The organism is Jannaschia seohaensis (genome assembly GCF_900116765.1).
Lineage (GTDB): Bacteria > Pseudomonadota > Alphaproteobacteria > Rhodobacterales > Rhodobacteraceae > Jannaschia > Jannaschia seohaensis.
This window is the reverse complement of sequence record NZ_UETC01000001.1, coordinates 69,661-93,865: the sequence shown is the minus strand read 5'-3', so window position 1 is coordinate 93,865 and position 24,205 is coordinate 69,661. Positions and strand designations below refer to the sequence as shown.

The following is a 24,205-nucleotide window of genomic DNA, read 5'->3' as shown; positions in this document are numbered from 1 at the left end:
GCGGCGGGAATTGTCCAGCGGAGGCGCTTGGAGCGGCGTCGAGATCCCGGTCAGGACGACGGTCGTGATATCGGTCGTGACGTCGATACCGTCGTCATAGCTCAGTAGGAGGCTCGGCGACGGACGGCTCAAGCATCTTGGCGACGGGCCAGAAGACGATCGGCGTCCTGACGCCCGATCGCTCGGGCGACGCCGGTTCTATGGGGATCGGAGGTTTGCCGGGCGGACAAAGTTGCGCTTCATCCAGGTTGAGTGCCACAAGCCAACCGGAGCGCCCCTGCCGCGTTCTTTACGGATCAGGCGCGGTCCGATATAATTACCCTAGCTCCACGAAGGAGCCAGGGCAGAATTTGTCAAATGATCGAGAGGCCACCACTCACTATGACACCTCGACTCTTGATGAGTTAGCTACAGGTCGCTAAAGTTGTCAATATGATAATTTTGGCGACCTGTCGCCCGACACGAATTCCAGAGCCACGATCGGTTGACGCAGTTTAATCATGGACAAACTCTCCGCTCTCTTTGAACTTCGCTGCATGCTTCGCGAGATGGAAGCGGACGTTGGCCTTGACGCGCTGACTGCGGCCGAGATGGACGTTCTCCTTGCGGCGCATTCCGTAACAGGCGAACTGGGAGAGGTGGTCACATCCGAACAGATCCGTCAGCACGATCTGGCCTCTGGCCTTGCTCAGGCGACCTATCACCGGGCGCTACGATCCCTGGTGGGCCTGGGGTTGCTCGAAAAGGCGAGGGGCTACAAAGCCCGGCACTATGTCGTTCGCGCCGATCTTGTCAGCCAATAACCCTGGGTCTTCATGGCGTTGCGCGTGCCGAGACGTGCTTAACCCTGCTCTTCCATGCCATCAGCATTCCAAACGGTGGGAGGCGTCGCGCGCAGGATGGGCTTCCTGACGTTTCTGATCGTCACGCTGGCGTATGTTTTCTGCCACGGGCTGACCGCACTGGCGGTGACGCCGGCGCAACGCATGTTCCTGCCCGACGAGACGATATTCGCCAGCCTGATCTATCTTCCGCACGGCGTTCGGGTCCTTGCCACCTGGGCATTTGGATGGCGAGCGATTCCGGCATTGCTGCTTGGGTCAAGCGTTGCGGCCTGGCTTTTCACGCCCGCCGCCGAATTCGACTTCCTAGAGCCTGTCTTGCTGGAGAGTATCTTCGCGGGCGCGATCGCGGCCTTTGTCGCCTTCGAACTGGCTCGCTTGGTCGGCCTCGATCTCTATTACGGACGCTCAAAACGGCTGAGCTGGAAGGGGATGATCGCGATAGGCGCAGTCGCTTCCGTCATCAACTCGGTCGCGCAGACATTTATCTTTTCCGGTCTCATCGGCCTGGATCAGCTTTTGAAAGTTCTTTTCATCTATGCCGTGGGAGACCTCGTCGGCCTCGTCGTCTGCATGGTTGCACTCATGTTCATCTTTCGCTGGTCCCGCTTGAACGGTGAGATCGATCGCTGAACCGGCGAGACGCTCGCGTGCGGGGGCCTCAGCCGGCGCAGGCTATTTGGGCTAGAGACGGGCCGCCAAATGGGCCGCTTCGGGCTTCAAGCCGGTCTTGAGCATCATTTTGGTCGAGTCGTGATAAGCCGGGATCACGGGCATCTCCTCGGCTTGGATCTGCTCCACCTCGGTACAGAGCGGGCGGGTCCGAGGAGACGTGACGTTGGACCTTCCCTCCGTCGGTCTTGGCCGGGTCAGGTTCAACGGGTTCGCATGCGTATCTCAGCCGTGAGGCACCCGGAGGTGGAGCGAGAGGCAAGGGAGGGGCGGGGTTGTCCATCGGGGAGAAGACGGTCCGTCACCCGCAGATCGCTTCTGAAGCAGCGCGTCCTGTGCGAGGTTGGAACGTCCGCTGAGCGGACCGAGCCGACCTTTACGCTATCGTCATGAGAGAGCGAGAACGGCCCAATGCTGACCTTGATCCAACTTGTTGCGAAGGGCTGCTTCGAGCCCACATGGTAATCGACGCTCTGATGCGTGCTGATGCGTGCAAAGCCGACCTTTCACATGGGAAGCGGGGCCAGAATTCTCCGGCACCTTTTCTCCGGATGCGGTCAGGTCTGAGGGGCATCGCGGGAATTGGGTTCGAGGCAGTCAAAGCCTGAGCTGGGTTTCACGGCCGCGATAAAGATCGCGCGGATGGCAGCCTCGAAGCGGTCTCCATGCTTTTGCAGCTCGACGACGCGGACAGCGACATCCGCCGGCAGGATTGAAAGGTCATATTTCTTGTTTGTGTCAGCATTGGCCTGGATCGCGGTGGCGGGGAAAATGGTGGCAGTGATGATGGTGGCAGTGATGATGGTCTTGAGCATGGTACCCTCCGTCAGTTTATGTGAGGCTTTTTGCCGGATGTGGCGTTGGTTTAAGCGTCTGGAGACAGAAAGCGGGCCTCCGCATCCATGAGGGCGTAGACGGAGTTGTCCTTGAAACCCTTGGCGCTTGGGACCTCGCCGGTGATGATCTTCTCGAAAATGGTCATCATTGTCTCCAATCAGTTGATGCTCCTGAGTATCGAAAGGTGTACGGGGGTCGACAATCTGGTAAAAATACGGGGGTGAATCGGTTCGGAGCGGAAGCTGATGCGAACGGAAGACATCATGGATGCCCTGGCGGGTAATAACCGGCTGCTGGACCGCTTTGCTGCACTGCGCAAGGTGTTGGCTCCCCCGCAGGATGTTTCAATATTCTACGGATATAGCACGGCCGAAGGCGCTCCGGCGCCGCAACCCAGGCAACTCGCTGTAGACGGGCGAGCGGCCGATTGGTGGGCCGACTACCGCGAGGATCGCGAACGCTACCGGTCAGACCCTGTTCGCGAGGCTCTGCGTCGCGATTTTTCGCCGATCGACTGGCGCGATCTGGCACCAGGCGGCCGCTTCGACACCGGGCATTCAGCGCTGTGGAGCCATCTCAGCGACCACGGCGTAAAAGCGGCCGTCTCCGTACCGCTACACGAGGCGGATAAGGGCGGTCATGGAACACTCTCCTTTATCGGCTTCGGGGCCGAGCGGGAATTCAATGACTGGATCCAGGGGCTGAAGTCGCGTCTTGTCGGCGTCGCATACCTGTTTCATCAGGGCGTCCAATACGAGACACCTTCACTCTCGCCCCGCGAAAGCGAATGCCTCGGCCTGACTGCCGCCGGCCTTTCGGCAAAGGAGATTGGCCGCAGACTGTCGCTGTCGCCGAGGACGGTCGAGCTGCATATCGCAAGGGCCATCCAGCGGCTTGGTGCGCGCAACCGGGTAGATGCTGTGGCGCGGGCCCTGACTTCAGGCGCAATAGCTGCGCCGCGCTGACGCCCGAACCGCAGATTTCAGCCAACCGAGTTTGGAACTGACCAATCGTTTTGCCTTGCGGAGGAGACGTTCGTGATTGGTGCAGCGAACGGCCGGTATCCGCCGTTCAAGACGGATGCTGCAGATTGTCCAAAGGTCGCAGAAGGGCTCAGATCGGACCTTGCCACCCCGGCCCGCGCTGGGCCGGGGTGGCAGGCCCTCACTCCGCGACCCGGTAGAGGTTCTTCGAGTACCAAGTCTGCTCCACGTTATCGACCGGCCAGCCCTGGATCTCGTCCTTGAGCATCATGTTGGTCGAGTAGTGATAAACCGGGATCACGGGCATTTCCTCGGCCAGGATCTGCTCGACCTCGGTATAGAGCGGCTGCGGGTCCGAGGACGACTTCGCCTGGGCCATCAGCTCGTCGACGCGGGCGTTGGAGAACTTGGCGTCGTTATAGCCGGACTCGGTGGTCACGAGGTCCAGGAAGGTCGACGCCTCGTTGTAGTCGCCGCACCAGGCGCCGCGGGCCATGTCGTAGTTCTGGTTGCCGCGGGTCTCCAGGAAGACCTTCCATTCCTGGTTGGCCAGCTCGACCTCGACGCCCAGCTTCTGCTTCCACATCTGCGAGGCGACGATGGCGACCTGCTGATGCGCCTCGGAGGTGTTGTAGAGATAGGTGAAGCTGAGCGGCTGGCCTCCGGGGCCGTAACCCGCCTCGGCCAGCAACTCCTTGGCGCGGGCGTCGCGCTCGGCCTGGGTCATCGCGGCCATCGGCACGTCCGGCACCTCGAAGCCCGCCGTGGCGCCCGGCGTGAAGGTGAAGGCCGGGAACTGGCCGCCTTGCAGCACGCGCTCCACGATCACCTCGCGGTCCAGCGCCATCGACAGCGCCTGGCGCACGCGGACGTCCTGGAACGCCTCGGGGCCGCTCGCCAGGTTGAAGTTGAAGTAGTAGTTGCACAGGCGCGGCAGGGCGTAGGCCTCGGTCGGGAACTCCTCGGCGAGGGCGGGGTATTGGCCGGCGGGGATGTCGGTCATGTCGAGCTCGCCCGCGCGCCAGCGGGTCAAGCCTTGCGCGTCGTCGCCGATGGTCAGGGTCGTGACGCGGTCGAGGACGGTGTTGGCGTTGTCCCAATACATCTCGTTGCGCTCCCGGACGGAGCGTTCCTTGGGCACGTGCTCTGTCAGGACATAGGCGCCGTTGGTGACGATGTTCTCGGGACGAGTCCATTCGGACCCATGCTCCTCGATCACCCAGGCGGGGGCGGGGAAGGTGGTCGCGTGGCTCACCATCTTGGTGAAGTAGGGCAGCGGCTGGCTAAGCTGCACGACCAGCGTGCGGTCGTCGGGGGCGGAGACACCCAGCGCGTCGGGCGCCATCTCGCCCGCGATGACCGCCGCGCCGTTCTCGATCGACATCAGCTCCATGTACCAGGCGTAGGGCGAGGCGAGCGCGGGGTCGACGGCGCGCTTCCAGGCATAGACGAAATCGCCGGCGGTGACGGGGGTGCCGTCGGACCACTTGGCGTTGTCGCGCAGTGTGAAGGTATAGGTGAGGTTGTCGTCGGAGACGGTGTGGGAGAGGGCGACGCCCGGCACGGTATTGCCCTGCGCGTCCTGGTTGTAGAGCCCCTCGAACAGGTCGCGCACGACCTCCGAGCCATCGACATCCTCGACCACCTGGGGATCGAAGGACGAGAACTCGTCCAGGGTGCGGTAGGTGAAGGACTGGTCGTCGGCCAGCGTGACGCCCTCGGGCACGTCTGCGGCGAGGGTCGGGGTCGCGAGGGCCGTGGTGGCCAGGGCGAGGGCGAGTAGCGAACGGCGTTGCATTCGGGTGGCCTCCTGGTTGGACTGCATGAGGAGTGTGGCGCAAGCGCGCCTGAGACCAAAGGCGAAAGACGACGGCATGCCGTTCGGGCACGGGCCGACAGCGGAAGGGAGCCCATCCAACCGGTAACGAACCGTAAAGAAAGATTAACGCCCCCTTCTTCTGGCCGAAAATACTCCGGGGGTCCGGGGGCTGGCCCCCGGTCCCGCAGGTCCGGCCGGTCGCTCCGGCCTGGATAGAGATCCGACCGAACTCGTCCGATCACATCGACGCCAGCGCTTCCTAGTCGAGCGTCACCCAGCGCGCATTCGCCTTCAAGGACCGCACGCAGGCATCAACGAAGCGGACGCCCGCCAGCCCGTCCTGCGCCGTGGGGGAGTGGACCGCGCTATCCGGGGACTTGTCCTCGCGGGCGGCGAGGCTCGCGTCGGCTGCTTCGGAATAGATGTTGGCGAAGCCCTCCAGATAGCCCTCGGGATAGCCCGGCGGCACGCGGGAGAGGCGCGCGTACCCGCCTCCATCGCGCCCGCCCCGTTGCGGGTCAGCAGGCGCGTGGGCTCGCCCAGAAGCGTGTGCCAAAGATCGGTCGGGTCCTCCTGCGCCCATTCCAGGCCGACCATGCCGAGGCGGATGCGGCGACCGAGGGTTTCGTTGCGTCATGTCACCATGGGGGTCTCCTGACCGATCTGTCGGAGGGGGGCTCTGCCCCCCGCGCTGCGCGCCCCCCCGGGATATTTGTGCAGGGAAGAAGGGGGGCACGTTAACCTTAATACTGGGTTAATCGAGGCCGAGCATGCGGCGGCTGGCGGCGATCTCATCGAGCGGCGCGCCCGCCTCTGCCATGGCGCACGCGATCTTGTGGACGAAGAGCGTGCCGGCCACGCCGCCGGCCTGGGGCAGGTCGGGGGGGGGGCGACGTCGTCATCGACCACGACCATCTCGATCTGCTCGGCCAGCGTCTGGGCGCGCGGCCGAAGTTAAGCCGGCCGCCAGTATAGCTCTGGACGATCAGAAGGCAGCCGGCCTCGACCGAGGGCGAGGCGGGGACCTCACCGCAGACCGCTGCCGTCAGCATGCCGGGACCGACGAAGCCCGCATGGGCCGGTTGGTGCCCGGAGCCACCGCAGGAGACTAGCGTGACCATGGAGCGGTCCCAATCCGTGCGGGTGACGACTTTGAGGTGGGGATAGCAGTCGAGCCGGGCCAGCGTGCCGCCGGAGGCTGCGATCAGCCCGTCAATGGCCTCGGTGACGAGGTCGGCCTTGTCGTTGATGAACTGCGTGGGGGACCTTCTTTAGAGTGGTGCGCCATCGGCGGCGAACCACAGCGTGTTGCGGGGGGCGGCCTTTCACGGTCTCGCCCAGATCGGGAATGTGCGAGTCCGCCAGGGTGATCACGTCGTGGTCAGCCATCCCGGCGCGCGACGGCTGGCGGGCGGCATCGATGCGCTCGGATCGGAGCGCCGCGCGGGACCGGAGGGGCGTCCATGCGCCGGGATGTCTCCGCCCCCTCTGTCCGCCCTGCAGTCCCGCCGGATTTTGCCCCCCTGCGGGTCCGGACCAAGGGTCGGGTTCGGGCCTCGGGGCAGATCGGGAAGCGCTGTTTTCGCGGCCCGTCGCCGAGACATCTTGCATCTGGTCCGCGGTCTCTTTATGTGAGCCTCAACAGCGGCGCCTCCAGGCACCACCGACCTTATGCAGCGGGCCGCACGGCCCGCTTTTTCGTTTCCGAGGACAGCCATGTCGGATCTCATCGCCAAGACGGCCATGGACAAGCGCCTGGCCGAAATCGTCGCCCCTATCGTCGAGGATATGGGGTATGAACTCGTGCGCCTGCGCCTGATGTCGGGCAAGACCGCCACGCTCCAGGTGATGTGCGATCTGCCCGAGGGCGGGATCGAGGTCGATGCCCTGGCCGAGATCAGCACCGCGCTCAGCGCCAACCTGGATGTCGAGGACCCGATCGAGGGCGAATACACGCTGGAGGTCTCCAGCCCCGGCATCGACCGGCCGTTGACTCGGCTCAAGGATTTCGACGCCTGGGAAGGCTACGAGGCCCGGATCGAGACCACCGAGCTGATCGACGGGCAGCGCCGCTTCAAGGGCACCCTGATGGGGACCGAGGGCGACGAGGTTCTGATCGAGATCGAGCAGGGCAAGGAGACGCCCGTCATCGGTCTGAAATTCGACTGGCTCAGCGACGCCAAGCTGATCCTCACGGACGAGTTGATCCGAGAGGTGCTGAAGACGCGCAAGGACAAGGGTCAGATCGACGAGACCCAATTCGATGAAGTAGAGACACTCATGGACGGTGAGGAGGACTGAGGGCATGGCGATTACATCCGCCAACCAGCTGGAGCTGCTGCAGATCGCTGACGCGGTCGCGCGCGAGAAGATGATCGACCCCGGTCTCGTGGTCGAGGCGATGGAAGACAGCCTCGCCCGGGCCGCCAAGTCCCGCTACGGCGCCGACATGGACGTGCAGGTCTCGATCGACCGCAAGACCGGCCAGGCCACCTTCACCCGCGTGCGCACCGTCACCGACGAGGACATGCTGGAGAACGAGAAGGCCGAGATGACCGCCAAGGCCGCCGCCGACACGGTGCGCAGCCAGGGTGGCGACGTCTTCGTGACCAAGCGGAAGATCCCGATCTACGGCGAAGAGGGCAAGAAGATCGACGAGAAGGAGGTCCGCGCCTTCTATCTGCAAAAGCCCTCCGAAAAGGACGCCAAGCGCATGGAAGGCGTCGATCAGGATACGCCGCCGCAGGAAGGCGACGTGCTGGTCGATGTGATCCCGCCGGTCGACATGGGCCGCATCGCCGCGCAATCGGCCAAGCAGGTCATCCTGCAAAAGGTCCGCGAGGCCGAGCGCGACCGTCAGTACGAAGAGTTCAAGGACCGTGCCGGGACCATCATCAACGGTCTCGTCAAGCGCGAGGAATACGGCAACGTCATCATCGATATCGGCGCTGGCGAAGCCGTGCTGCGCCGCAACGAGAAGATCGGCCGCGAGGCCTATCGCCCCGGCGACCGCATCCGCGTCTACATCAAGGACGTCCGGCGCGAGCAGCGCGGCCCGCAGATCTTCCTGTCGCGCACCGCGCCCGAGTTCATGAAAAAGCTCTTCGAGATGGAAGTGCCGGAGATCTATGACGGCGTCATCGAGATCAAGGCCTGCGCCCGCGATCCGGGGTCGCGCGCCAAGATCGCCGTGATCTCCTATGATTCGTCCATCGACCCGGTGGGCGCCTGCGTCGGTATGCGCGGCTCGCGCGTGCAGGCCGTCGTCAACGAGCTTCAGGGCGAGAAGATCGATATCATCCCCTGGAACGAGGATGCGCCGACCTTCCTGGTCAACGCGCTCCAGCCCGCCGAGGTGACCAAGGTCGTGCTCGACGACGAGAACGAGCGGATCGAGGTCGTCGTGCCCGAGGAGCAGCTCTCGCTCGCCATCGGGCGGCGCGGGCAGAACGTACGTCTGGCCTCGCAGCTGACCGGGCTCGATATCGACATCCTTACCGAGGAAGAGGAATCGAAGCGCCGTCAGGCCGAGTTCGAGGTCCGCACCAAGCTGTTCATGGACACGCTGGACCTGGACGAGTTCTTCGCCCAGCTGCTCGTCTCCGAGGGCTTCACCAACCTCGAAGAGGTCGCCTATGTCGAGATCGACGAACTGCTGGTGATCGACGGCGTCGACGAAGACACCGCGAACGAGTTGCAGGCCCGCGCCCGCGACTACCTGGAGGCCCAGAACGCCAAGGCCCTGGAGGCCGCGCGGGCGAACGGGTTGCAGGACGATCTGGCCGGCTTCGAGGGGCTCAGCCCGCAGATGCTGGAGGCGCTGACCAAGGACGGCGTCACCACCCTGGAAGAGTTCGCCACCTGTGCCGACTGGGAGCTGGCAGGCGGCTGGACCGTCGTCGATGGCGAGCGCCAGAAGGACGACGGCCTGCTGGAGCCTTTCGGCGTCACCCTGGAGGAAGCGCAGGACATGATCATGACCGCCCGCGTCATGCTGGGCTGGGTCACGCCGGAGGAGGCCATGGGCCAGACCGACGACGCGCCCGAGACCGAGGAGGCCGGGGCGTGATCGCCCCGGACGTCCATGAGCCGCGGTGGCAGGGACAAGGACCGCAGTGAGCCAGAGCGCCGCTGCATCGTGACCGGCGAGACCGGCCCCAAATCGGGGCTGGTCCGCTTCGTCGTCGGACCCGACGACATGGTCTATCCGGACGTGGCCGAAAAGCTGCCCGGCCGGGGGATCTATGTGACCGCGTCGCGCGCGGCCTTGGAAAAGGCGGTCGCGAAGCGCATATTCTCCAAGGGCGCCAAGCGACAGGTCGGTGTGCCCGACGGATTGATCGCCATGGTGGAGGCGGCGCTGCTGCGCCGAGTGCAGGATACGCTCGCCATGGCCCGCAAGGCCGGGAAGGCCGTAACCGGATACGAGAAGGTTAAGACCGCCCTCTATTGCGAGGACATTCGCGTCCTGCTTCAGGCCAGCGATGGCTCCGAGCGGGGCAAGGGCAAGTTGAGCACGCCCGAGGGCGGAAAATGGATCGGGTTCCTGACGGCCGATGAGTTGGGCCTGGCCTTCGCCCGCGACCGGGTGATCCATGCCGCGGTCGCGGCTGGAACCTTGGCGGAACGTATTGTAGAGGAAGCCGCAAGGCTTCAAGGCATCAGACACGACGGCGGCAAACCGGCTGCCGAGAAGGAAATCGGGAACGCATGAGCGATACGGACGGAAAGAAACCCCTCGGCCTCTCCGGAGGCGCCCGCGGCGGACAGGTGAAGCAGACCTTTGCCCGCGGACGCACCAAGAACGTCGTGGTGGAGACCAAGCGCAAGCGCGTCCAGGCCCCAAAGCCGGGCGCCCAATCCGCCGCGGCCGTCAATGCCCAAGGTGGCAAGTCCGGCGGCGCGACCAGCGCCGAGATGGAGCGGCGCCTCAAGGCGCTGCAAGCCGCCAAGGCCCGCGAGGCCGAGGACGCCGCCCGCCGCGCGCGCGAGGAGCGTGAGGCCGAGGAGGCGCGCGAGCGCCGTCGCGCCGAGATCGAGGCCAAGGCCCGTGAAGAGAAGGAGCGCGAAGAACTGCTCCGCCAGAAGGCCGAGGAGGACGAGCGCCGCAAGCGTGAGGCCCAGGAGGAAAAAGCCAAGCCCGCCGAACCGGTCGCGGCCACGCCCCAGCCCGAGCGCCAGCGCAATCTCGGCCCCGACGCCAAGCCCGGCGGCGGCGATCAGCGCCGCAAGCGCGACGACGATTCCGGCGGCAAGCCCAAGGGCGGCGGCGAGCGCCGCGGCGGCAAGCTGACCGTGAACCAGGCGCTGCGCGGCGGCGAAGGCGGGCGTCAGCGCTCGCTCGCCTCGATGCGTCGCAAGCAGGAGCGTCAGAAGCGCGGCGGTCGGGATAGCGGCCCGCAAGAGAAGGTGATCCGCACCGTCCAGCTGCCCGAGACCATCGTGGTGTCGGAGCTGGCCAACCGCATGACCGAGCGCGTGGCCTCCGTGGTCAAGGCGCTGATGCAGAACGGCATGATGGTCACCCAGAACCAGGTGATCGACGCCGACACCGCCGAGCTCATCATCGAGGAGTTCGGGCACAAGGTTCAGCGCGTCTCCGAGTCGGACGTCGAACAGGCCATCGAAGTCGAAGAGGACAAGCCCGAGGATCTGAAGGACCGCGCGCCGGTCATCACGATCATGGGCCATGTCGACCACGGCAAGACTTCGCTTCTGGATGCGATCCGTAAGACCAAGGTCGTCTCGGGCGAGGCCGGGGGCATCACGCAGCATATCGGCGCCTATCAGGTCGAGGTGAACGGCAAGAAGCTGACCTTCCTCGATACGCCGGGCCACGCGGCCTTCACCTCCATGCGCGCCCGCGGCGCGCAGGTGACGGATATCGTCGTGCTGGTCGTGGCCGCCGATGACGCGGTGATGCCGCAGACGGTCGAGGCCATCAATCACGCCAAGGCCGCCGGTGTCCCGATGATCGTCGCGATCAACAAGTGCGACCTGCCCGCCGCCGATTCGAATCGCGTGCGGACCGCGCTCTTGCAGCACGAGGTCGTGACCGAGGGCATGTCCGGCGATGTCCAGGATGTCGAGGTCTCGGCGTTGACCGGCAAGGGCCTGCCCGAGTTGTTGGAGGCCATCGCGCTTCAGGCCGAGATCCTGGAGTTGAAGGCCAATCCCGACCGCGCCGCTCAGGGCGCCGTGATCGAAGCGCAGCTCGATGTGGGCCGCGGCCCGGTCGCGACCGTCCTGGTGCAGAACGGCACGCTCAAGCGCGGCGATATCTTCGTCGTGGGCGAGCAGTGGGGTAAGGTCCGCGCGCTGGTCGACGACAACGGCAACCGCGTCGACGAGGCCGGGCCTTCCGTGCCGGTCGAGGTGCTGGGTCTGAACGGCACGCCCGAGGCGGGCGACGTCCTGAACGTCGTCAAGACCGAGGCCGAGGCGCGCGAAATCGCCGCCTATCGGGAGCAGGCCGCCAAAGACAAGCGCGCCGCCGCGGGCGCACAGACGACGCTGGATCAGCTGCTGGCCAAGGCGAAGAACGACGAGAACGTCTCCGAGCTGCCGGTGGTGGTGAAGGCCGACGTTCAGGGCTCCGCCGAGGCGATCGTGCAGGCGATGGAGAAGATCGGCAACGAAGAGGTGCGCGTCCGCGTGCTGCATTACGGCGTCGGCGCCATCACCGAATCGGATATCGGCCTGGCGGAAGCCTCCGGTGCGCCGGTGATTGGCTTCAATGTCCGTGCCAACGCGCCGGCGCGTGCAGCGGCCAACCAGAAGGGCGTGGAGATCCGCTACTACTCGGTGATCTACGATCTTGTGGACGACGTGAAAGCGGCGGCGAGCGGTCTGCTCTCGGCCGAAGTGCGCGAGAACTTCATCGGCTATGCCGAGATCCGCGAGACCTTCCGCGTCACCGGCGTCGGCAACGTGGCGGGCTGTCTCGTGACCGAGGGCGTCGCGCGCCGCTCGGCCGGGGTGCGTCTGCTGCGGGACAACACCGTGGTCCACGAGGGCACGCTGAAGACGCTCAAGCGCTTCAAAGACGAGGTCAAAGAGGTCGTGTCCGGTCAGGAATGCGGCATGGCCTTCGAGAACTACGACGATGTTCGCGTGGGCGACGTTATCGAGATCTTCGAGCGCGAAGAAGTCGAGCGCACGCTCAGCTGATCCGAGCCGACCGGCTATGCGAAAGGGCGCCCCTAGGGGCGCCCTTTTTGCGTGGCGGCGATGGGTGTCTCACTTGGGCGGACGCGCCATGAAGATCGGGTGGGGCTGGAACGGCTTGCCCTTGATCGGGGCCGACTTGCTCGCCCGCTGTTCCGTTTGGATCGAGGCCCGCTTGGGCATATGCGCGACCGTGGCCGAGCCGGGCCCGGAGGTCACCTTGGCCGTCACCTTCGGGGCCGGATTGGAGGCAGCCTGCGCCATTTGCATCTGGCTGGTGGTCCGCAGTTCCGGCAGGGGTTCCCGCACGGCATGGGAATGAACGGCTGCCTGGGTGCGGGCGCGGTGGGTTTCCTCCTGGAGAAGGCGGATATTGGCCAGCGTGTCGAGGGTCGCGTTGAGATGCATGCCCCGCATCACGAGGCTGAGTCCCAGCAGCGCGACAACGGCCCCCGGCAGCAGTGCCCCGAGCCATCCCAGCGACGGCAGGCCAGGAAGCCCTCCGGTCATGGCTCCGATGCCCAAAAGCCCCATTCCCGCGATCACGGCGCCAATCCCGAGGAAGATCGCGACGGCGGCCATCCGCTCCGCTGCGGCGCCGCGTTCCGCTGGTTCTGCCATCTGCTGTTCCTCTTGTTTTCTTCCAGTTTGCGCGTCGCCCAAGGCACCGCGCAACGAAAAAGGCCGGCCCCCTGGGGGACCGGCCGATTTTCCGCCGAAGCGTTGCTCGGAGATCAGGCTTCCGACTTGCGACCGGCCTTGACCGGCGCCCAGATGCGCTTGTTGGTCAGGTAAAGCAGCACCGACAGAACCGTCAGCATGATCACGGCCGTCAGGCCCATCTGCTTGCGGGCCGCCAGCTTGGGCTCGGCCGTCCACATGAGGAAGGCGGAGACGTCCTTGGCGATCGACTCTATATCTGTGGGCGCGCCGTCGTCGAACTGGACATCGTCGCCATAAAGGACCGGCGCCATCGAGATCCAGCCGCCCGGGAAGGCTTTGTTCTCATAGAGAATGGTACCCGCCACTTCCTGCTCTTCGCCGGTATAGCCGGTCAGCAGGGAGGCGATGTATTCCGGGCCGCCCATGCCTTTGAAGAACTGGTTGATGCCCAGGTTGTAGGGACCACTGAAACCCGCGCGCGCCTTGGCCATCATCGACAGATCCGGCGCGCCGACCGCGGTCACCGCTGGGAAATGGTCGGTGGGCACCGCGGGGCGGAAGTCGCCTTCGCCGAAGTTCAGCGTGGGATCCCAGACCTCGTAGGTCGCGGTGTAGGCCTTCATCTGGTCTTCGCTGAAGCCCGGTCCGCCCTCATCCGCGAGGGTGCGGAAGGGGACGTATTTCAGGCCGTGGCAGGACGAGCAGATCTGAGTGTAGACCTTCAGACCGCGCTGCAGCTGGTTCTGGTCGTAGGTGCCGGTGAGGCCCTCGAAGGGGAAGTCGAAGTTCGTGACTTCTCCCGCGCTCCCCGCGGCGAGCGCTTGGCTCGCCGAGAGGGCCAGGACCGCAAGGGATTTGGTGAAGATGTTCATCTGTTTCCTCACTCCGCCGGCGTGGCCGACTTTTCGCCCGGCAGGGACATGCCCGAGCCGCCGGCACCGTAATGGGCGTTGAACTCCTCCTCGATAGTCGCCGGACGTGGCAGCGGCTTCTCGAAGACGCCGAGCAGCGGCAGGATCACCAGGAAATAGGCGAACCAGTAGGTCGAGCCGAGCAGCGAGAGCGAAGCCCAGGGCTCTTCGGCCGGCATGGAGCCGAGCCACATCAGGAAGAAGAAGTCAGCGACCAGCAGCCAGAACCACCACTTGAACATCGGGCGGTAGCGGCCGGAGCGGACCGACGACGTGTCGAGCCAGGGCGCGAAGGCCATGACCGCGATCGCGCCGAACATGGCCAGCACGCCAAAGAACTTCGCGTCGATGATGCCGCCGGAGATCCAGCTGAAGAACATCACGATCCAGACGTCGGAGGTGAAGGCGCGCAGGATCGCGTAGAAGGGCAGGAAGTACCATTCCGGGACGATATGCGCGGGCGTCGCCAGGGCGTTCGCCTCGATGTAGTTGTCCGGGTGGCCGAGATAGTTCGGCATGAAGCCAACCACGGCGAAGAAAGCCAGCAGGATCACGGCCAGCGCGAACAGGTCCTTGATCACGAAATAGGGCCAGAACGGCAGCGTGTCCGCGTCGGCTTCGGCCTTGGAGGTGCGGCGCACTTCGACCCCGGTCGGGTTGTTGTTGCCTGTGTGGTGGAACGCCCAGATCTTCACGATGGTGAGGCCCAGGATCAGGAACGGCATCAGGTAGTGCAGCGAGAAGAAGCGGTTCAGCGTCGCGTTGCCGACCGCGGGTCCGCCCAGCAGCCAGGCCTGGAGCGGCTCTCCCACGAAGGGGATGGCGCCGAAGAGGCCGGTGATCACGGTCGCGCCCCAGAAGGACATCTGACCCCAGGGCAGCACGTAGCCCATGAAGGCGGTGCCCATCATCAGCAGGTAGATGACGATGCCGAGGATCCAGGTCAGCTCCCGCGGGGCCTTGTAGGAGCCGTAGTAGAGGTTGCGGAAGATATGGGCGTAGACCGCGATGAAGAACAGCGAGGCGCCGTTCATGTGGATGTAGCGCAGGGCCCAGCCGCCGTTGACGTTCCGCATGATGTGCTCGACCGAGGCGAAGGCCATGTCGACATGCGGCGTGTAGTGCATCACCAGGATGATGCCGGTGACGATTTGCAGAACCAGCGTGAAGGTCAGAACGATGCCCCAGATCCACATCCAGTTGAGGTTCTTGGGGGTCGGGATCATCAGGGTATTATAGAGCAGACCGATGATCGGCAGCCGGCTCTCCACCCACTTCTCGCCCTTCGTGGACGGCTCGTAGGTGTCGTGGGGAATACCAGACATTCTCGTCTCTCCTCAGCCCAGGGTTACGGTCGTCCCGTCGAAGGCGACGGGGGGAATCGGCAGATTGCGCGGGGCGGGGCCCCGGCGGATGCGGCCCGAGGCGTCATAATGAGAGCCGTGGCAGGGGCAGAACCAGCCGCCGAAATCACCGGCACCGTCGCCCAGGGGCACACAACCCAGATGGGTGCAGACGCCCATCTGCACGAGCCACTCGCCGTTCTCGCCGATCGCCCGATTCTCGTCGGTCGCGGGGGCGGAGCCGTCGATGTTCTCGTTGTTGGCCAGCGGGTCGGGCAGGCTGTCGATGTCGATCTCGGCGCGCGCGGCGGCGATCTCTTCCTCGGTGCGGTGCCGGATGAAGACCGGCTTGCCCAGCCAGAGCGCCGTGATCTGCGTGCCCGGCGCGACGCCGGAGACGTCCACGTCGATGGAGGCCAGCGCCCGGACGTCCGCCGAGGGGTTCATCTGGTTGATGAGCGGCCAGACAGCCGCGCCCGTCACGACGACGCCCGCACCCGCGGTCGCGTAGTAGAGGAAGTCGCGGCGCGTACCTTCGTGATGTTCGTCTGCATGTGCCACGTGAGGCGTCTCCCATTCCGTTGGGTGGGCCGGACGGCCCGTGGATCATACCGGACCCGCGGAAGTCGGGCCCGCATTCGGGGCCACATACTCCGATCGGGGGGCCGAGTTCCAGCGGACAATCGACCGCAGGGGCCGGTTTTCCGCCTCTGAAAAGCGCAAAATCGGCCCTTGGCGGTGAAATTGGCGCGCGCGATGGCCGAGTCCAGCGCTGCGCGACGGCCGGTCGCGGCGCCGCGCCGACGGGGCCGCGCAGGGGCGGCGATCGGTGCCCCGGCCTTGGGGCGCGGCGCTCAGAGAGCTCGCGACATGTCCCGATGCGGGATGCCCGCATCGTCATAGACCGGCCCATGCGCGGCAAAACCCAGCCGCTCGTAGAAGGCCATCGCCTCGGTTTGCGCGCCCAGAAGGGCGGTCTCGAACCCCATCGCCCGCAATTCCCGCATTACCTGCCGCATCAGGGCGCTGCCCAGGCCCGTCCGCCGGGCGCGGGGCAGGACGGCGACGCGCTGGATCTTGGCGACCGGGCCCATCGGCAGGACGCGCAGGGTCGCCACCGGGCCCTGCGCGTCGCTGGCCAGCCAGTGCAGGCAGTCCGGGTCGGCCCCGTCGATCTCATCGGCGAGGCTGACGCCCTGTTCGTCCATGAACACGCGGGCGCGAATCTCCAGCGGGGCGGCCAGATCGGTCGTGCGCGCGATGGTCAGGCTCATGCGGGGCGCGTTGCCTCCATGGAGGGGCGCGCCGCGAACTTTTCGTACCAGGCGGCCAGCACCGGGCGCGTCGTCCGCCAGTCGCGATCCCCAAGGCGGAAGTCCAGATATCCGAGGGCGCAGCCCATGGCGATCTGCGCGGCGTTCAGCGGTCCTTCCAGCAGGGGCATGGACCGCGCCTCGGCCGCGTCAAGCGAGCGCTCGACCTTGGTCCATTGCGCCTCCATCAGCGGCTCGAACCATTTCTCCTCGGGGCGCAGGCGCTTTTCGTAGACGATGGAGAGCGCTGCCTCCACGATGGCGTCGGCATTGGCCTCAAGCGCGAGAACCTCCCAGACGCGGCTTTCGGGATAGAGCGAGCCGCCCGCATGGGCGTCCAGGAACCGGGTGATGACGCGGCTGTCATAGAGCGCCGGGCCATCGTCGCGGAGAAGGCAGGGGATCTTGCCCGAGGGGTTGGCCGCATTCAGGTCCGGGTCGCCGCCCATTGGGTTGGCCTTGACGTCGCGGACCTCGACATCGGTGAGCCCGAGCTCCAGCAGGGTGACGCGGCACTTGCGCACGAAGGGGGAAGCGGGGGAGCTGAGAAGCTGCATTTCGGTCTCCGGTTATGCGGTGCGGCGAAGCTAGCGGGCGGGTCCGCCAGAGGGAAGCGCGGGTGGCGGCGCGGCCGTCATCCGCCCCGCATCAGCGCGGCGAGGGCGGCCAGTTCGCTGCCCACGCCCCCCGTGACGGCCTCCGCGGCGCGTAGGCGGACATCGTCGGGCTTGTTCTGGCTCAGCTTCCAGGTGGCCTGGAGTTCGATCCCTTCCAGTCGGCAGGGCACGATCTGACGCATCATCCGCTCCAGAACCTCGGGGGTCATCTTGTCGGTGGTCCAGGGCGTCTTGCCGGCCAGCCGCGTCTCGAACCCGGCGCTTTGGCGGTCGAGCATCTCGTGCATCGCCTCTTGCGGCAGGCGCACGAGCCGCCCGCGCAGGTGGACGGCGACGTAGTTCCAGGTCGGCACCTGGTCGGGCACCTCGTACCAGTCCGGCGAGAGATAGCCGTCCGGCCCGGTCACGGCGATCACCGCGGCGCAGGGCGTCGCGCTCAGGATCGGGTTGGAGCGGACGAGATGCAGGTCGGCACTGGCCGCGTCCTCTGACAGCAGGAATGGCACATGGGAAACCAGCGGCCCGTCCGGCGCGTTCACGACCAGGGCGCCGAAAGACCGGGCGCGGACGAAGTCCAGGCTGCGCGACTCGGGGACGCGGCGGAATGCGGAGTTCGGGTGCATTCGTCCGATCTGCCGCAAGGCCAGGTTTCTCGCAACGAAGGAATCGTATGCTTACAAACCTCTCAACCCCACTCGTCGTCGCCGTCTTCCTGGCCGCCGCGGTCGTGGTGTTCCTTGTCTCGCTGCGGATCACGCGGCTGGCCGACATGATCGCGGACCGCACCGGCATGGGCGAGGCCCTTGCCGGCGGCTTGCTGCTGGGCGCGGCGACCTCGCTTTCGGGCCTGACCGTCTCGGCGACGGCGGCGTGGTCCGGCGATGCGAGCCTTGCGATCTCCAACGGCGTGGGCGGGATCGCGGCGCAGACCGCTTTTCTGGCGGCGGCCGATCTGACCTTCCGCAAGGCCAATCTGGAGCATGCCGCCGCCGAGCCCGCCAACCTGTTTCAGGCGGCGCTGCTGATGACGCTGCTGACGATGCCGATCCTGGCCTTCGCGCTGCCCGCCGTCTCGGTGCTGGGGGTGCATCCGATCAGCGTGCTGATGGCGGGCGCCTATCTCTACGGTGTCCACGTGACCGCGCGCGTGCGCGAACAGCCGATGTGGGAGCCGGTCCGCACCCCGGAGACTCGCGAGGACGCCCCCGAAGACCCGGAGGAGGCCGGGCGCGCGGTGCTGGGCCCCGCGCTGATCTTTGCCTTGCTGGCGGCGATCCTGGGCGTCGCGGGCTGGACCATCGCGCAGGCGGCGGCGGTCGGCGTGACCCGGCTGGGCCTGTCCTCGTCGCTGGTGGGGGCGCTGGGCACCGCAGCCGTGACCTCCCTGCCCGAACTCGTGACCACCGTGGCCGCGGTGCGGCGCGAGGCGCTGCAACTGGCGGTGGGCGGGATCATCGGCGGTAACACCTTCGATACGATGTTCTTGGTCGTCTCGGACGGCTTCTACCGCGAGGGGGCGATCTTTGCGGCGATGGGGCCGGCGGACCTGTTCTGGCTCGCGACCGGGCTCGCGATGACGGGCGTGCTGACCGCCGGGCTGATCCGGCGGCAGAAGCGTGGGCCCGGCGGCATAGGGGTCGAGACGGTGACGCTGATCGCGCTGTATCTCGGCGCGGCGGGGGCGCAGGCCACGCTGATGTGAGGCCTGCAAGGACGGGTTTGCGCCGCCGCCAAGCTTGCGCAGCCGCGCGCACAGGCGCAACTTCGCGCCATGGCCGAAGCCCTCGCCTTCCCGCCCGACCGCATCCGGTCGGCCATCGTTCTACGCGTCCTGGCGGCGGGCCTCGCCACGGGCATCGGGATCTGCATCCACGGCGCCAGCAAGGCGGGCGCCACGACCGGGCAGGTCGTGCTGATGCGCGCGGCGCTCTCGATCCCGTTCCTGATCCTGTGGTTCTGGCTGACCGGGCCGCTCAGCGCCCTGCGCCCCAGCACGCCCAGGGCGCATCTGGTGCGCGGCCTGCTGGGCGGCACGGTGATGATCCTGAACTTCTACGCGCTGGGCCAGCTGCCCGTCGCCCATGCGCAGACGATCTCCTATCTCGCGCCGATCCTGGCGGTGCCGGCGGCGGTGGTGATCCTGGGGGAGCGGCTGAGCGTGAAGGCGGTGCTGGCCGTCAGCTTGGGTTTCGCGGGGATGATCGCGATGCTCTACACCACGGCGGCCAACCCGGACTGGGGCGCGGCGGAGCTGTCGGGCATGCTGGCTGGGCTCGCCTCGGCGGCGCTGATGGCGGTGCTCCGGGTCTGGATCCGGCGGATGACGCTGACCGAGACGACGGCGTCCATCGCGCTGACCTTTGCCGTGATCGCCAGCGGCGTGGGGCTGGCGGCGACCCTGGTGACGGGGTGGACGGCGATGACGCCCACGCTCTGGGCCTGGCTGGGGGCGGCGGCCGTGTTCGGGGCGGCGACGCATATCGCCGCGACCGAGGCCGCGCGGCGCGCGCCGATCGGCGTGCTGGCGGCCTATGACTATAGCGGCCTCGTCTTCGCGGTGGCGCTGGACTTCCTGCTTTTCGCGAGCCTGCCGGGGCCCTGGGCTTGGCTTGGCATCGCGCTGATCGTCGGGGCCGGGGGGCTCTCGGCCTGGACGCCGCGCCCGGAGGGCACGTTCTTCCGTCTCAAGTGACGGGCGCGGCGCCGAAGGTCAGGGCAGCAGGACGGTGTCGATGACGTGGATCACGCCGTTCGATGCAAAGACGTCCGGCGTCGTCACCGTCGCGCCCTCCACCTGCACTCCTTCGCCGCGGCCGTCCACATGCAGCGGCTGGCCGTTCACCGTGGGGATCGCGCCCCGCGTGCCTAGCAGCGAGGCGGCCGGATAATTCGCGGGTGCCACGTGATAGGTCAGGATCGCGGTCAGCGTGTCGCGGTTCTCGGGCAGCAAGAGGTCGTCCAGCGTGGCCTCGGGTAGCGCCGCGAAGGCGGCGTCGGTCGGCGCGAAGACAGTGAAAGGGCCCGGGCCCTTCAGCGTCTCGACCAGCCCGGCGGCCTGAATGGCGGCGACTAGTGTCGTGAAGGAGCCCGCGGCCACGGCGGTGTCGACGATGTCGGCGGGGCCGTCCGAGGCGGAGGTCGCGCAGCCCGCGAGAAGGCCCGTCGCGGCAAGCCCCGCGCCCAGTGTCAGCGCGCGGCGGCGGTCGATGATGAGGGTCATGTTGTGTCTCCCGTCAGCGGCCATCGGTTCAGATGACATGCCCGGGCTACGCCGCCCCCCACCGGCGCGGATCATTCGGCGGCGATCACGCCTCCGTGAGACGGCTCCGCCAGCAAGGCATCGCCGCGCACCGCCCCGACGCGCGCGCGGACGATCTGTCCCTCCGGCTGATCGGTCTCGAACCGGACCTCGGCGAATTGCTCCGTCCGGCCCATGCGGGGGCTCTCCATGAGAACCTGATGGTCCTTCCCGACTTGAGCCGCGAGATGACGCGCCACGGCCGCCTCTCCGGCGGCCCGCAGGCGCGCGGCGCGGTCGCGGATCGTGCGGCCGTCGAGCTGCGGCATCCGCGCGGCGGGCGTGCCCTGGCGCGCGGAATAGGGGAAGACGTGGAGCCAGGTCAGGTCGCACTCCTCCACCAGGCGGAGCGAATCGTCGAAATGCGCGTCCGTCTCGGTCGGGAAGCCCGCGATGATGTCGGCGCCGAAGGTCATGTTGGGCCGCAGCGCCCGCGCCTCAGTGCAGAAGCGGATGGCGTCGTCCCGCAGGTGGCGGCGCTTCATGCGCTTGAGGATCAGGTCGGCGCCATGTTGCAGCGACAGGTGCAGATGGGGCATCAGCCGCGGCTCCTCGGCGATGCAGCGCATCAGAGCCTCGTCCACCTCGATCGAATCGATCGAGCTGATTCGCAGCCGCGCCACGTCGGTCAGCCGCAGAATGCGCGCGACCAGATCGCCCAGAGGCGGCCGCCCCGGAAGATCCGCCCCCCAGGAGGTCAGGTCCACCCCGGTCAGCACGACCTCCCGGAAGCCCTTCGCCACGAGCCGGTTGATCTGATCCACCACCACGCCGGCGGGCACCGAGCGGCTGTTCCCGCGGCCATAGGGAATGATGCAGAAGGTGCAGCGGTGGTCGCAGCCGTTCTGCACCTGAACATAGGCGCGGGAGCGGGTGCCGAACCCGTCGATCAGATGCCCCGCCGTCTCGGTCACGGACATGATGTCATCGACCTGCACCGGCTCGGTGCCGCCGGTGGCCAGCCCGGCCCAGGTCGCGGGCCGCATCTTCTCGCTGTTGCCGATGACGTGGTCGACCTCCGCCATGGTGGCGAAGCTTGTGGGATCGGTTTGGGCGGCGCAGCCGGTGACGATCACGGTCGCGTCGGGATTTTCGCGGCGCAGGCGCCGGATGTCCTGACGGGCCTTGCGCACCGCCTGTTGGGTGACGGCGCAGGTATTGACGATGACGGCGTTCTTGACGCCCGCCCCCTGCGCCAGTTCGCGCATCGCCTCCGCCTCGTAGGCGTTCAGCCGGCAGCCGTGGTTCGACAGGATCGGCGCCCCCTCGCGCAGGGTGGGATCGTCAGCCATGCCACACCCCGTCGAAGACATGGGCCGTCGGCCCGGTCATCCAGACCCCGTCCTCGCGCCAGTCGATGGCGATCTCGCCCCCGTCCAGAACCAGCGTCACCCGCCGCCCGGTGATTCCCCGCCGCGCCGCCGCGACCGCCACCGCGCAGGAGGAGGAGCCGGAGGCCAGCGTGATCCCCGCCCCCCGCTCCCAGACGCGCATGCGCAGCCGCTCGGGCGCGATGAGGCTGGCCACCTGGACGTTGGTCCGCTCGGGGTAGAGGGGATGGTGCTCATGCGCGGGGCCGAAGCTGGCCAGATCGACCGCCTCGGCATCCGGGACGAAGAAGGTCATGTGCGGGTTGCCCATGCCGGTCGCCGCCGGGTCGCCGGGCACGGGCAGATGCAGGGTGCAGACCTCCCGCGCCAACGGGATCTCGCGCCAGTCGAGGATCGGCGGGCCCATGTTGACCGAGGTCAGCGCGCCCTCGGCCCGTGCCTGAAGACCCCCCCGCTCGGTCCGCAGGGTCAATGTGCCGACCCCCCGGCGCGCCATCTCCCAGGCGGCGATGCAGCGGGTGGCGTTGCCGCAGGCCCCCGCGGTCGAGCCGTCGGAATTCCAGAACAGAAGCTCGACATCCGCCGCGTCGTGATCCCGGATCACGGCGAGCTGGTCGAAGCCCACGCCCCTATGCCGGTCCCCCATCGCGCGCGCGAGATCGGCATCGACCGCGCGGCCGCCCGCGCGCGCGTCGATCACGACGAAGTCGTTGCCCAGACCGTGCATCTTCATGAACGGCAGGCCATCTCGGTCTTGGTGCGTCATCCGCGCCAGATACGACCGCGCCGATCATTTTGAAAGGCCTGCTTGACGGCGCGCGGACACGGCGATAGGTGCGCCCTCGGAGAGCCGATAGCTCAGTTGGTAGAGCAACTGACTTTTAATCAGTAGGTCCAGGGTTCGAGCCCCTGTCGGCTCACCAAAACACTCCCTCAGATCGTTGTTTTGGTGGCAGTCCGGTGCCCGTTCATGCGGCATGATCGGGTCGCGGTCGCAGCACGGGCCTCGTGGAAGCGCATCGTTTGCCTCTGGAGCCGGTGGGGCTGCCGGTCGCGGCGGCAAAGGGGTTTGCCTGCCGTGGGTGCCGGCCATCGTGACTGGCGGGAGGCGGACTACCTGCCGCACCGCTTGGTCGCCTCACCTAGTTGAGCAAGACCATGAACAGGACCGCCTCCCCCCTGAACATCGCCGTGAAGCGGGCGTAGCTCTCCCAAGTCACCTGAGGCCCCGGCTCCATGTAGGGTGTGAGGCCCGATCCCTGGATCCAGGTCACGAGATCGAACGCAGGGGGATCGACCACCATCTTCGCCACATTGATCCCGCCGCCCGGGCTTATCCGCCAGTGAGGGACGAGAAGCTCTCCCTTAAGGACGGCCTCGGCATCGGCCAGAACCCCCCTCCAGACGGCGCTGGTTTCTGGCGGCAGGGCAAAGCCGAGCGACGCCTCTTGCGATTCATTGGGAATCCACTCGAACGCATTGTCGGTTTCCGCATCGACGAGCGCCCAGAACGCCCGGTTCCGGTCGATCATTTCAAGAAGATGGTCGCGGGCGGCTCCGATGTTCTCTTTTGCGGGAACGCGGTTCAGAGCGCCGTAAACGGTCGCGAACGCATCCACGAACGCTTCTTCTCCGGTGAACCAGCCTCTCGTCGGCGGCAGTCCAGCCTGGATGTCGGCCATCTTCGCGGTGCTGGTCATGACTTCGGCGATCACGTCGGTCGGATCGAAGGCCATAACCACTTGCGAAACTGCCGACAGAAGGTGGGTATAGGCCGCAAGCCACTCGGCATCGGCTGCGTCGAAATGAACGATCAGCCCTTCGGTTGGAAGACCGGCGTCGAAATCGGTCACCGGATCTCCTACCGCGGCGGCAGCCACCTCCAGGGCGCCTTCGCCGACACCGCGTGCGCCATCGCCATCGACATCGAACCAAAGCGCGGCGATGTCGATAACGAGCTTGTCATCAGGCTCCAAGGCGGCGCCGTCGAGATGCGTGCGGGTCCGATCCATGGCACTGTCGACATCCGCGAAGAGGGACGTGACGAAGTCCGGGGTGAATGGCTCGGGGGCTGGATTTGGCGGGACCGGCAGCCGCAGGACGGGAATACCGATCATGCCATAGCCAAGTGCGGCATTGGTGCGGTAGCGCTCCTGAAGGGACACCTCGATTGCGCGAAGAAACCCGACCGCCCCAAGCGCAAACCTATCTACGGCGCGGGGCGAGTCGATGGCCGCCAGACTGATTTCCAGAGATGTCAGGCTCTGTTTCGTGTCCAGGATGAGCTCTTCGGCAATCGCGGGCTGGGAGGCCAGCAAAGCGGCGCTCAGAAATGCGCGTAAGGTCATGGGGTCTCCTCCGGTAAGGCGCGCCCGGCAAAGGGGGCAATTCGGGGTCAGTATCGAGACC

General features: G+C 66.6%; 23 protein-coding genes, 1 tRNA gene and 1 pseudogene. 10 read left to right on the top strand and 15 right to left on the bottom strand.

Annotated elements, in window-relative coordinates:
- The first annotated feature begins 500 nt into the window (after positions 1-500).
- Together DTQ71_RS00450 and DTQ71_RS00445 are read left to right on the top strand one after the other, a co-directional pair.
- Positions 501-803, top strand: coding sequence for a hypothetical protein (locus DTQ71_RS00450; protein ID WP_109562332.1), 303 nt, complete (start codon positions 501-503; stop codon positions 801-803).
- Positions 804-899: 96 nt separating this feature from the next.
- Positions 900-1,475, top strand: a complete 576-nt coding sequence (locus DTQ71_RS00445) for a hypothetical protein (protein ID WP_109562331.1) — start codon at positions 900-902, stop codon at positions 1,473-1,475.
- A 596-nt stretch (positions 1,476-2,071) separates the two neighbouring features.
- Here DTQ71_RS00445 and DTQ71_RS00440 read toward each other — a convergent pair.
- The gene (locus tag DTQ71_RS00440; RefSeq protein WP_109562330.1) at positions 2,072-2,329 is read right to left on the bottom strand and encodes a hypothetical protein; all 258 of its coding nucleotides are present in this window, start codon (positions 2,327-2,329) and stop codon (positions 2,072-2,074) included.
- A 267-nt stretch (positions 2,330-2,596) separates the two neighbouring features.
- On the opposite strand from DTQ71_RS00440, the gene DTQ71_RS00435 reads away from it, so the two are divergent.
- Positions 2,597-3,316 (top strand): helix-turn-helix transcriptional regulator, encoded by a 720-nt coding sequence (locus DTQ71_RS00435; protein WP_109562329.1) that lies wholly within the window; start codon positions 2,597-2,599, stop codon positions 3,314-3,316.
- A gap of 199 nt (positions 3,317-3,515) precedes the next feature.
- Here the strand turns inward: DTQ71_RS00435 and DTQ71_RS00430 are convergent, their stop codons facing one another.
- From DTQ71_RS00430 to DTQ71_RS24805, 3 genes and pseudogenes are all read right to left on the bottom strand, one after another.
- Positions 3,516-5,132 (bottom strand): peptide ABC transporter substrate-binding protein, encoded by a 1,617-nt coding sequence (locus DTQ71_RS00430; protein ID WP_109562328.1) that lies wholly within the window; start codon positions 5,130-5,132, stop codon positions 3,516-3,518.
- A gap of 280 nt (positions 5,133-5,412) precedes the next feature.
- Positions 5,413-5,622, bottom strand: coding sequence for a hypothetical protein (locus DTQ71_RS00425; RefSeq protein ID WP_109562327.1), 210 nt, complete (start codon positions 5,620-5,622; stop codon positions 5,413-5,415).
- A 526-nt stretch (positions 5,623-6,148) separates the two neighbouring features.
- Positions 6,149-6,274, bottom strand: a pseudogene (locus DTQ71_RS24805) (dihydroxyacetone kinase subunit DhaK); the annotation flags it as partial.
- Positions 6,275-6,869: 595 nt separating this feature from the next.
- Between DTQ71_RS24805 and rimP the strand changes: the two are divergent.
- The 4 genes from rimP to infB are packed head-to-tail and all read left to right on the top strand — an operon-like array spanning position 6,870 to position 12,323.
- Entirely contained in the window at positions 6,870-7,454 is a 585-nt protein-coding gene (rimP, locus tag DTQ71_RS00415) for a ribosome maturation factor RimP (RefSeq protein ID WP_109562325.1), read from the top strand.
- Positions 7,455-7,458: 4 nt separating this feature from the next.
- Positions 7,459-9,222 (top strand): transcription termination factor NusA, encoded by a 1,764-nt coding sequence (nusA, locus tag DTQ71_RS00410; RefSeq protein ID WP_109562324.1) that lies wholly within the window; start codon positions 7,459-7,461, stop codon positions 9,220-9,222.
- Positions 9,223-9,237: 15 nt separating this feature from the next.
- A complete protein-coding gene (locus DTQ71_RS00405) occupies positions 9,238-9,867 on the top strand; it encodes an RNA-binding protein (RefSeq protein WP_109562323.1) in 630 nt (209 codons plus the stop codon).
- Positions 9,864-12,323, top strand: coding sequence for a translation initiation factor IF-2 (gene infB, locus DTQ71_RS00400; protein WP_109562322.1), 2,460 nt, complete (start codon positions 9,864-9,866; stop codon positions 12,321-12,323). The genes DTQ71_RS00405 and infB overlap by 4 nt, the downstream gene beginning before the upstream one ends.
- A 69-nt stretch (positions 12,324-12,392) precedes the next feature.
- Here the strand turns inward: infB and DTQ71_RS00395 are convergent, their stop codons facing one another.
- The 7 genes from DTQ71_RS00395 to DTQ71_RS00365 form a co-directional block, all read right to left on the bottom strand.
- Positions 12,393-12,941, bottom strand: a complete 549-nt coding sequence (locus DTQ71_RS00395; RefSeq protein WP_109562321.1) for a hypothetical protein — start codon at positions 12,939-12,941, stop codon at positions 12,393-12,395.
- A gap of 113 nt (positions 12,942-13,054) precedes the next feature.
- Complete coding sequence (locus DTQ71_RS00390) at positions 13,055-13,855, bottom strand: cytochrome c1 (protein WP_109562320.1); 801 nt, start codon at positions 13,853-13,855, stop codon at positions 13,055-13,057.
- An 8-nt stretch (positions 13,856-13,863) separates the two neighbouring features.
- Positions 13,864-15,219: a cytochrome b gene (locus DTQ71_RS00385; protein WP_109562319.1), complete on the bottom strand. Its 1,356-nt coding sequence runs from the start codon at positions 15,217-15,219 to the stop codon at positions 13,864-13,866.
- Positions 15,220-15,231: 12 nt separating this feature from the next.
- Positions 15,232-15,798, bottom strand: coding sequence for a ubiquinol-cytochrome c reductase iron-sulfur subunit (petA, locus tag DTQ71_RS00380; protein ID WP_109562318.1), 567 nt, complete (start codon positions 15,796-15,798; stop codon positions 15,232-15,234).
- 293 nt (positions 15,799-16,091) lie between these two features.
- Positions 16,092-16,511, bottom strand: coding sequence for a GNAT family N-acetyltransferase (locus DTQ71_RS00375; protein ID WP_109562317.1), 420 nt, complete (start codon positions 16,509-16,511; stop codon positions 16,092-16,094).
- On the bottom strand, positions 16,508-17,107 hold the full coding sequence (locus DTQ71_RS00370) for a glutathione S-transferase (RefSeq protein WP_109562316.1): 600 nt from the start codon (positions 17,105-17,107) through the stop codon (positions 16,508-16,510). Before DTQ71_RS00370 ends, DTQ71_RS00375 begins: the two co-directional genes overlap by 4 nt.
- A 77-nt stretch (positions 17,108-17,184) precedes the next feature.
- On the bottom strand, positions 17,185-17,790 hold the full coding sequence (locus DTQ71_RS00365) for an FMN-binding negative transcriptional regulator (protein ID WP_109562315.1): 606 nt from the start codon (positions 17,788-17,790) through the stop codon (positions 17,185-17,187).
- Between the two features lie 47 nt (positions 17,791-17,837).
- On the opposite strand from DTQ71_RS00365, the gene DTQ71_RS00360 reads away from it, so the two are divergent.
- Together DTQ71_RS00360 and DTQ71_RS00355 are read left to right on the top strand one after the other, a co-directional pair.
- Complete coding sequence (locus tag DTQ71_RS00360) at positions 17,838-18,869, top strand: sodium:calcium antiporter (RefSeq protein WP_109562314.1); 1,032 nt, start codon at positions 17,838-17,840, stop codon at positions 18,867-18,869.
- 69 nt (positions 18,870-18,938) lie between these two features.
- Entirely contained in the window at positions 18,939-19,859 is a 921-nt protein-coding gene (locus tag DTQ71_RS00355) for a DMT family transporter (protein ID WP_109562313.1), read from the top strand.
- Positions 19,860-19,877: 18 nt separating this feature from the next.
- On the opposite strand, the gene DTQ71_RS00350 is transcribed toward DTQ71_RS00355, so the two are convergent.
- The 3 genes from DTQ71_RS00350 to dapF all read right to left on the bottom strand — a co-directional run bounded on the left by DTQ71_RS00350 (position 19,878) and on the right by dapF (position 22,562).
- Complete coding sequence (locus DTQ71_RS00350) at positions 19,878-20,387, bottom strand: fasciclin domain-containing protein (protein WP_109562312.1); 510 nt, start codon at positions 20,385-20,387, stop codon at positions 19,878-19,880.
- 71 nt (positions 20,388-20,458) lie between these two features.
- Positions 20,459-21,757 carry a tRNA (N(6)-L-threonylcarbamoyladenosine(37)-C(2))-methylthiotransferase MtaB gene (gene mtaB / locus DTQ71_RS00345; RefSeq protein WP_109562311.1) on the bottom strand — a complete coding sequence of 433 codons (1,299 nt, stop codon included), beginning with the start codon at positions 21,755-21,757 and terminating at the stop codon, positions 20,459-20,461.
- Positions 21,750-22,562 carry a diaminopimelate epimerase gene (gene dapF / locus DTQ71_RS00340; protein WP_245947127.1) on the bottom strand — a complete coding sequence of 271 codons (813 nt, stop codon included), beginning with the start codon at positions 22,560-22,562 and terminating at the stop codon, positions 21,750-21,752. The genes mtaB and dapF overlap by 8 nt, the downstream gene beginning before the upstream one ends.
- Before the next feature lie 81 nt (positions 22,563-22,643).
- Between dapF and DTQ71_RS00335 the strand changes: the two genes are divergently transcribed.
- Positions 22,644-22,719 (top strand) — tRNA-Lys (locus DTQ71_RS00335).
- A gap of 219 nt (positions 22,720-22,938) precedes the next feature.
- Here the strand turns inward: DTQ71_RS00335 and DTQ71_RS00330 are convergent.
- A complete protein-coding gene (locus DTQ71_RS00330; protein WP_109562309.1) occupies positions 22,939-24,144 on the bottom strand; it encodes a hypothetical protein in 1,206 nt (401 codons plus the stop codon).
- Between the last annotated feature and the right edge of the window lie 61 nt (positions 24,145-24,205).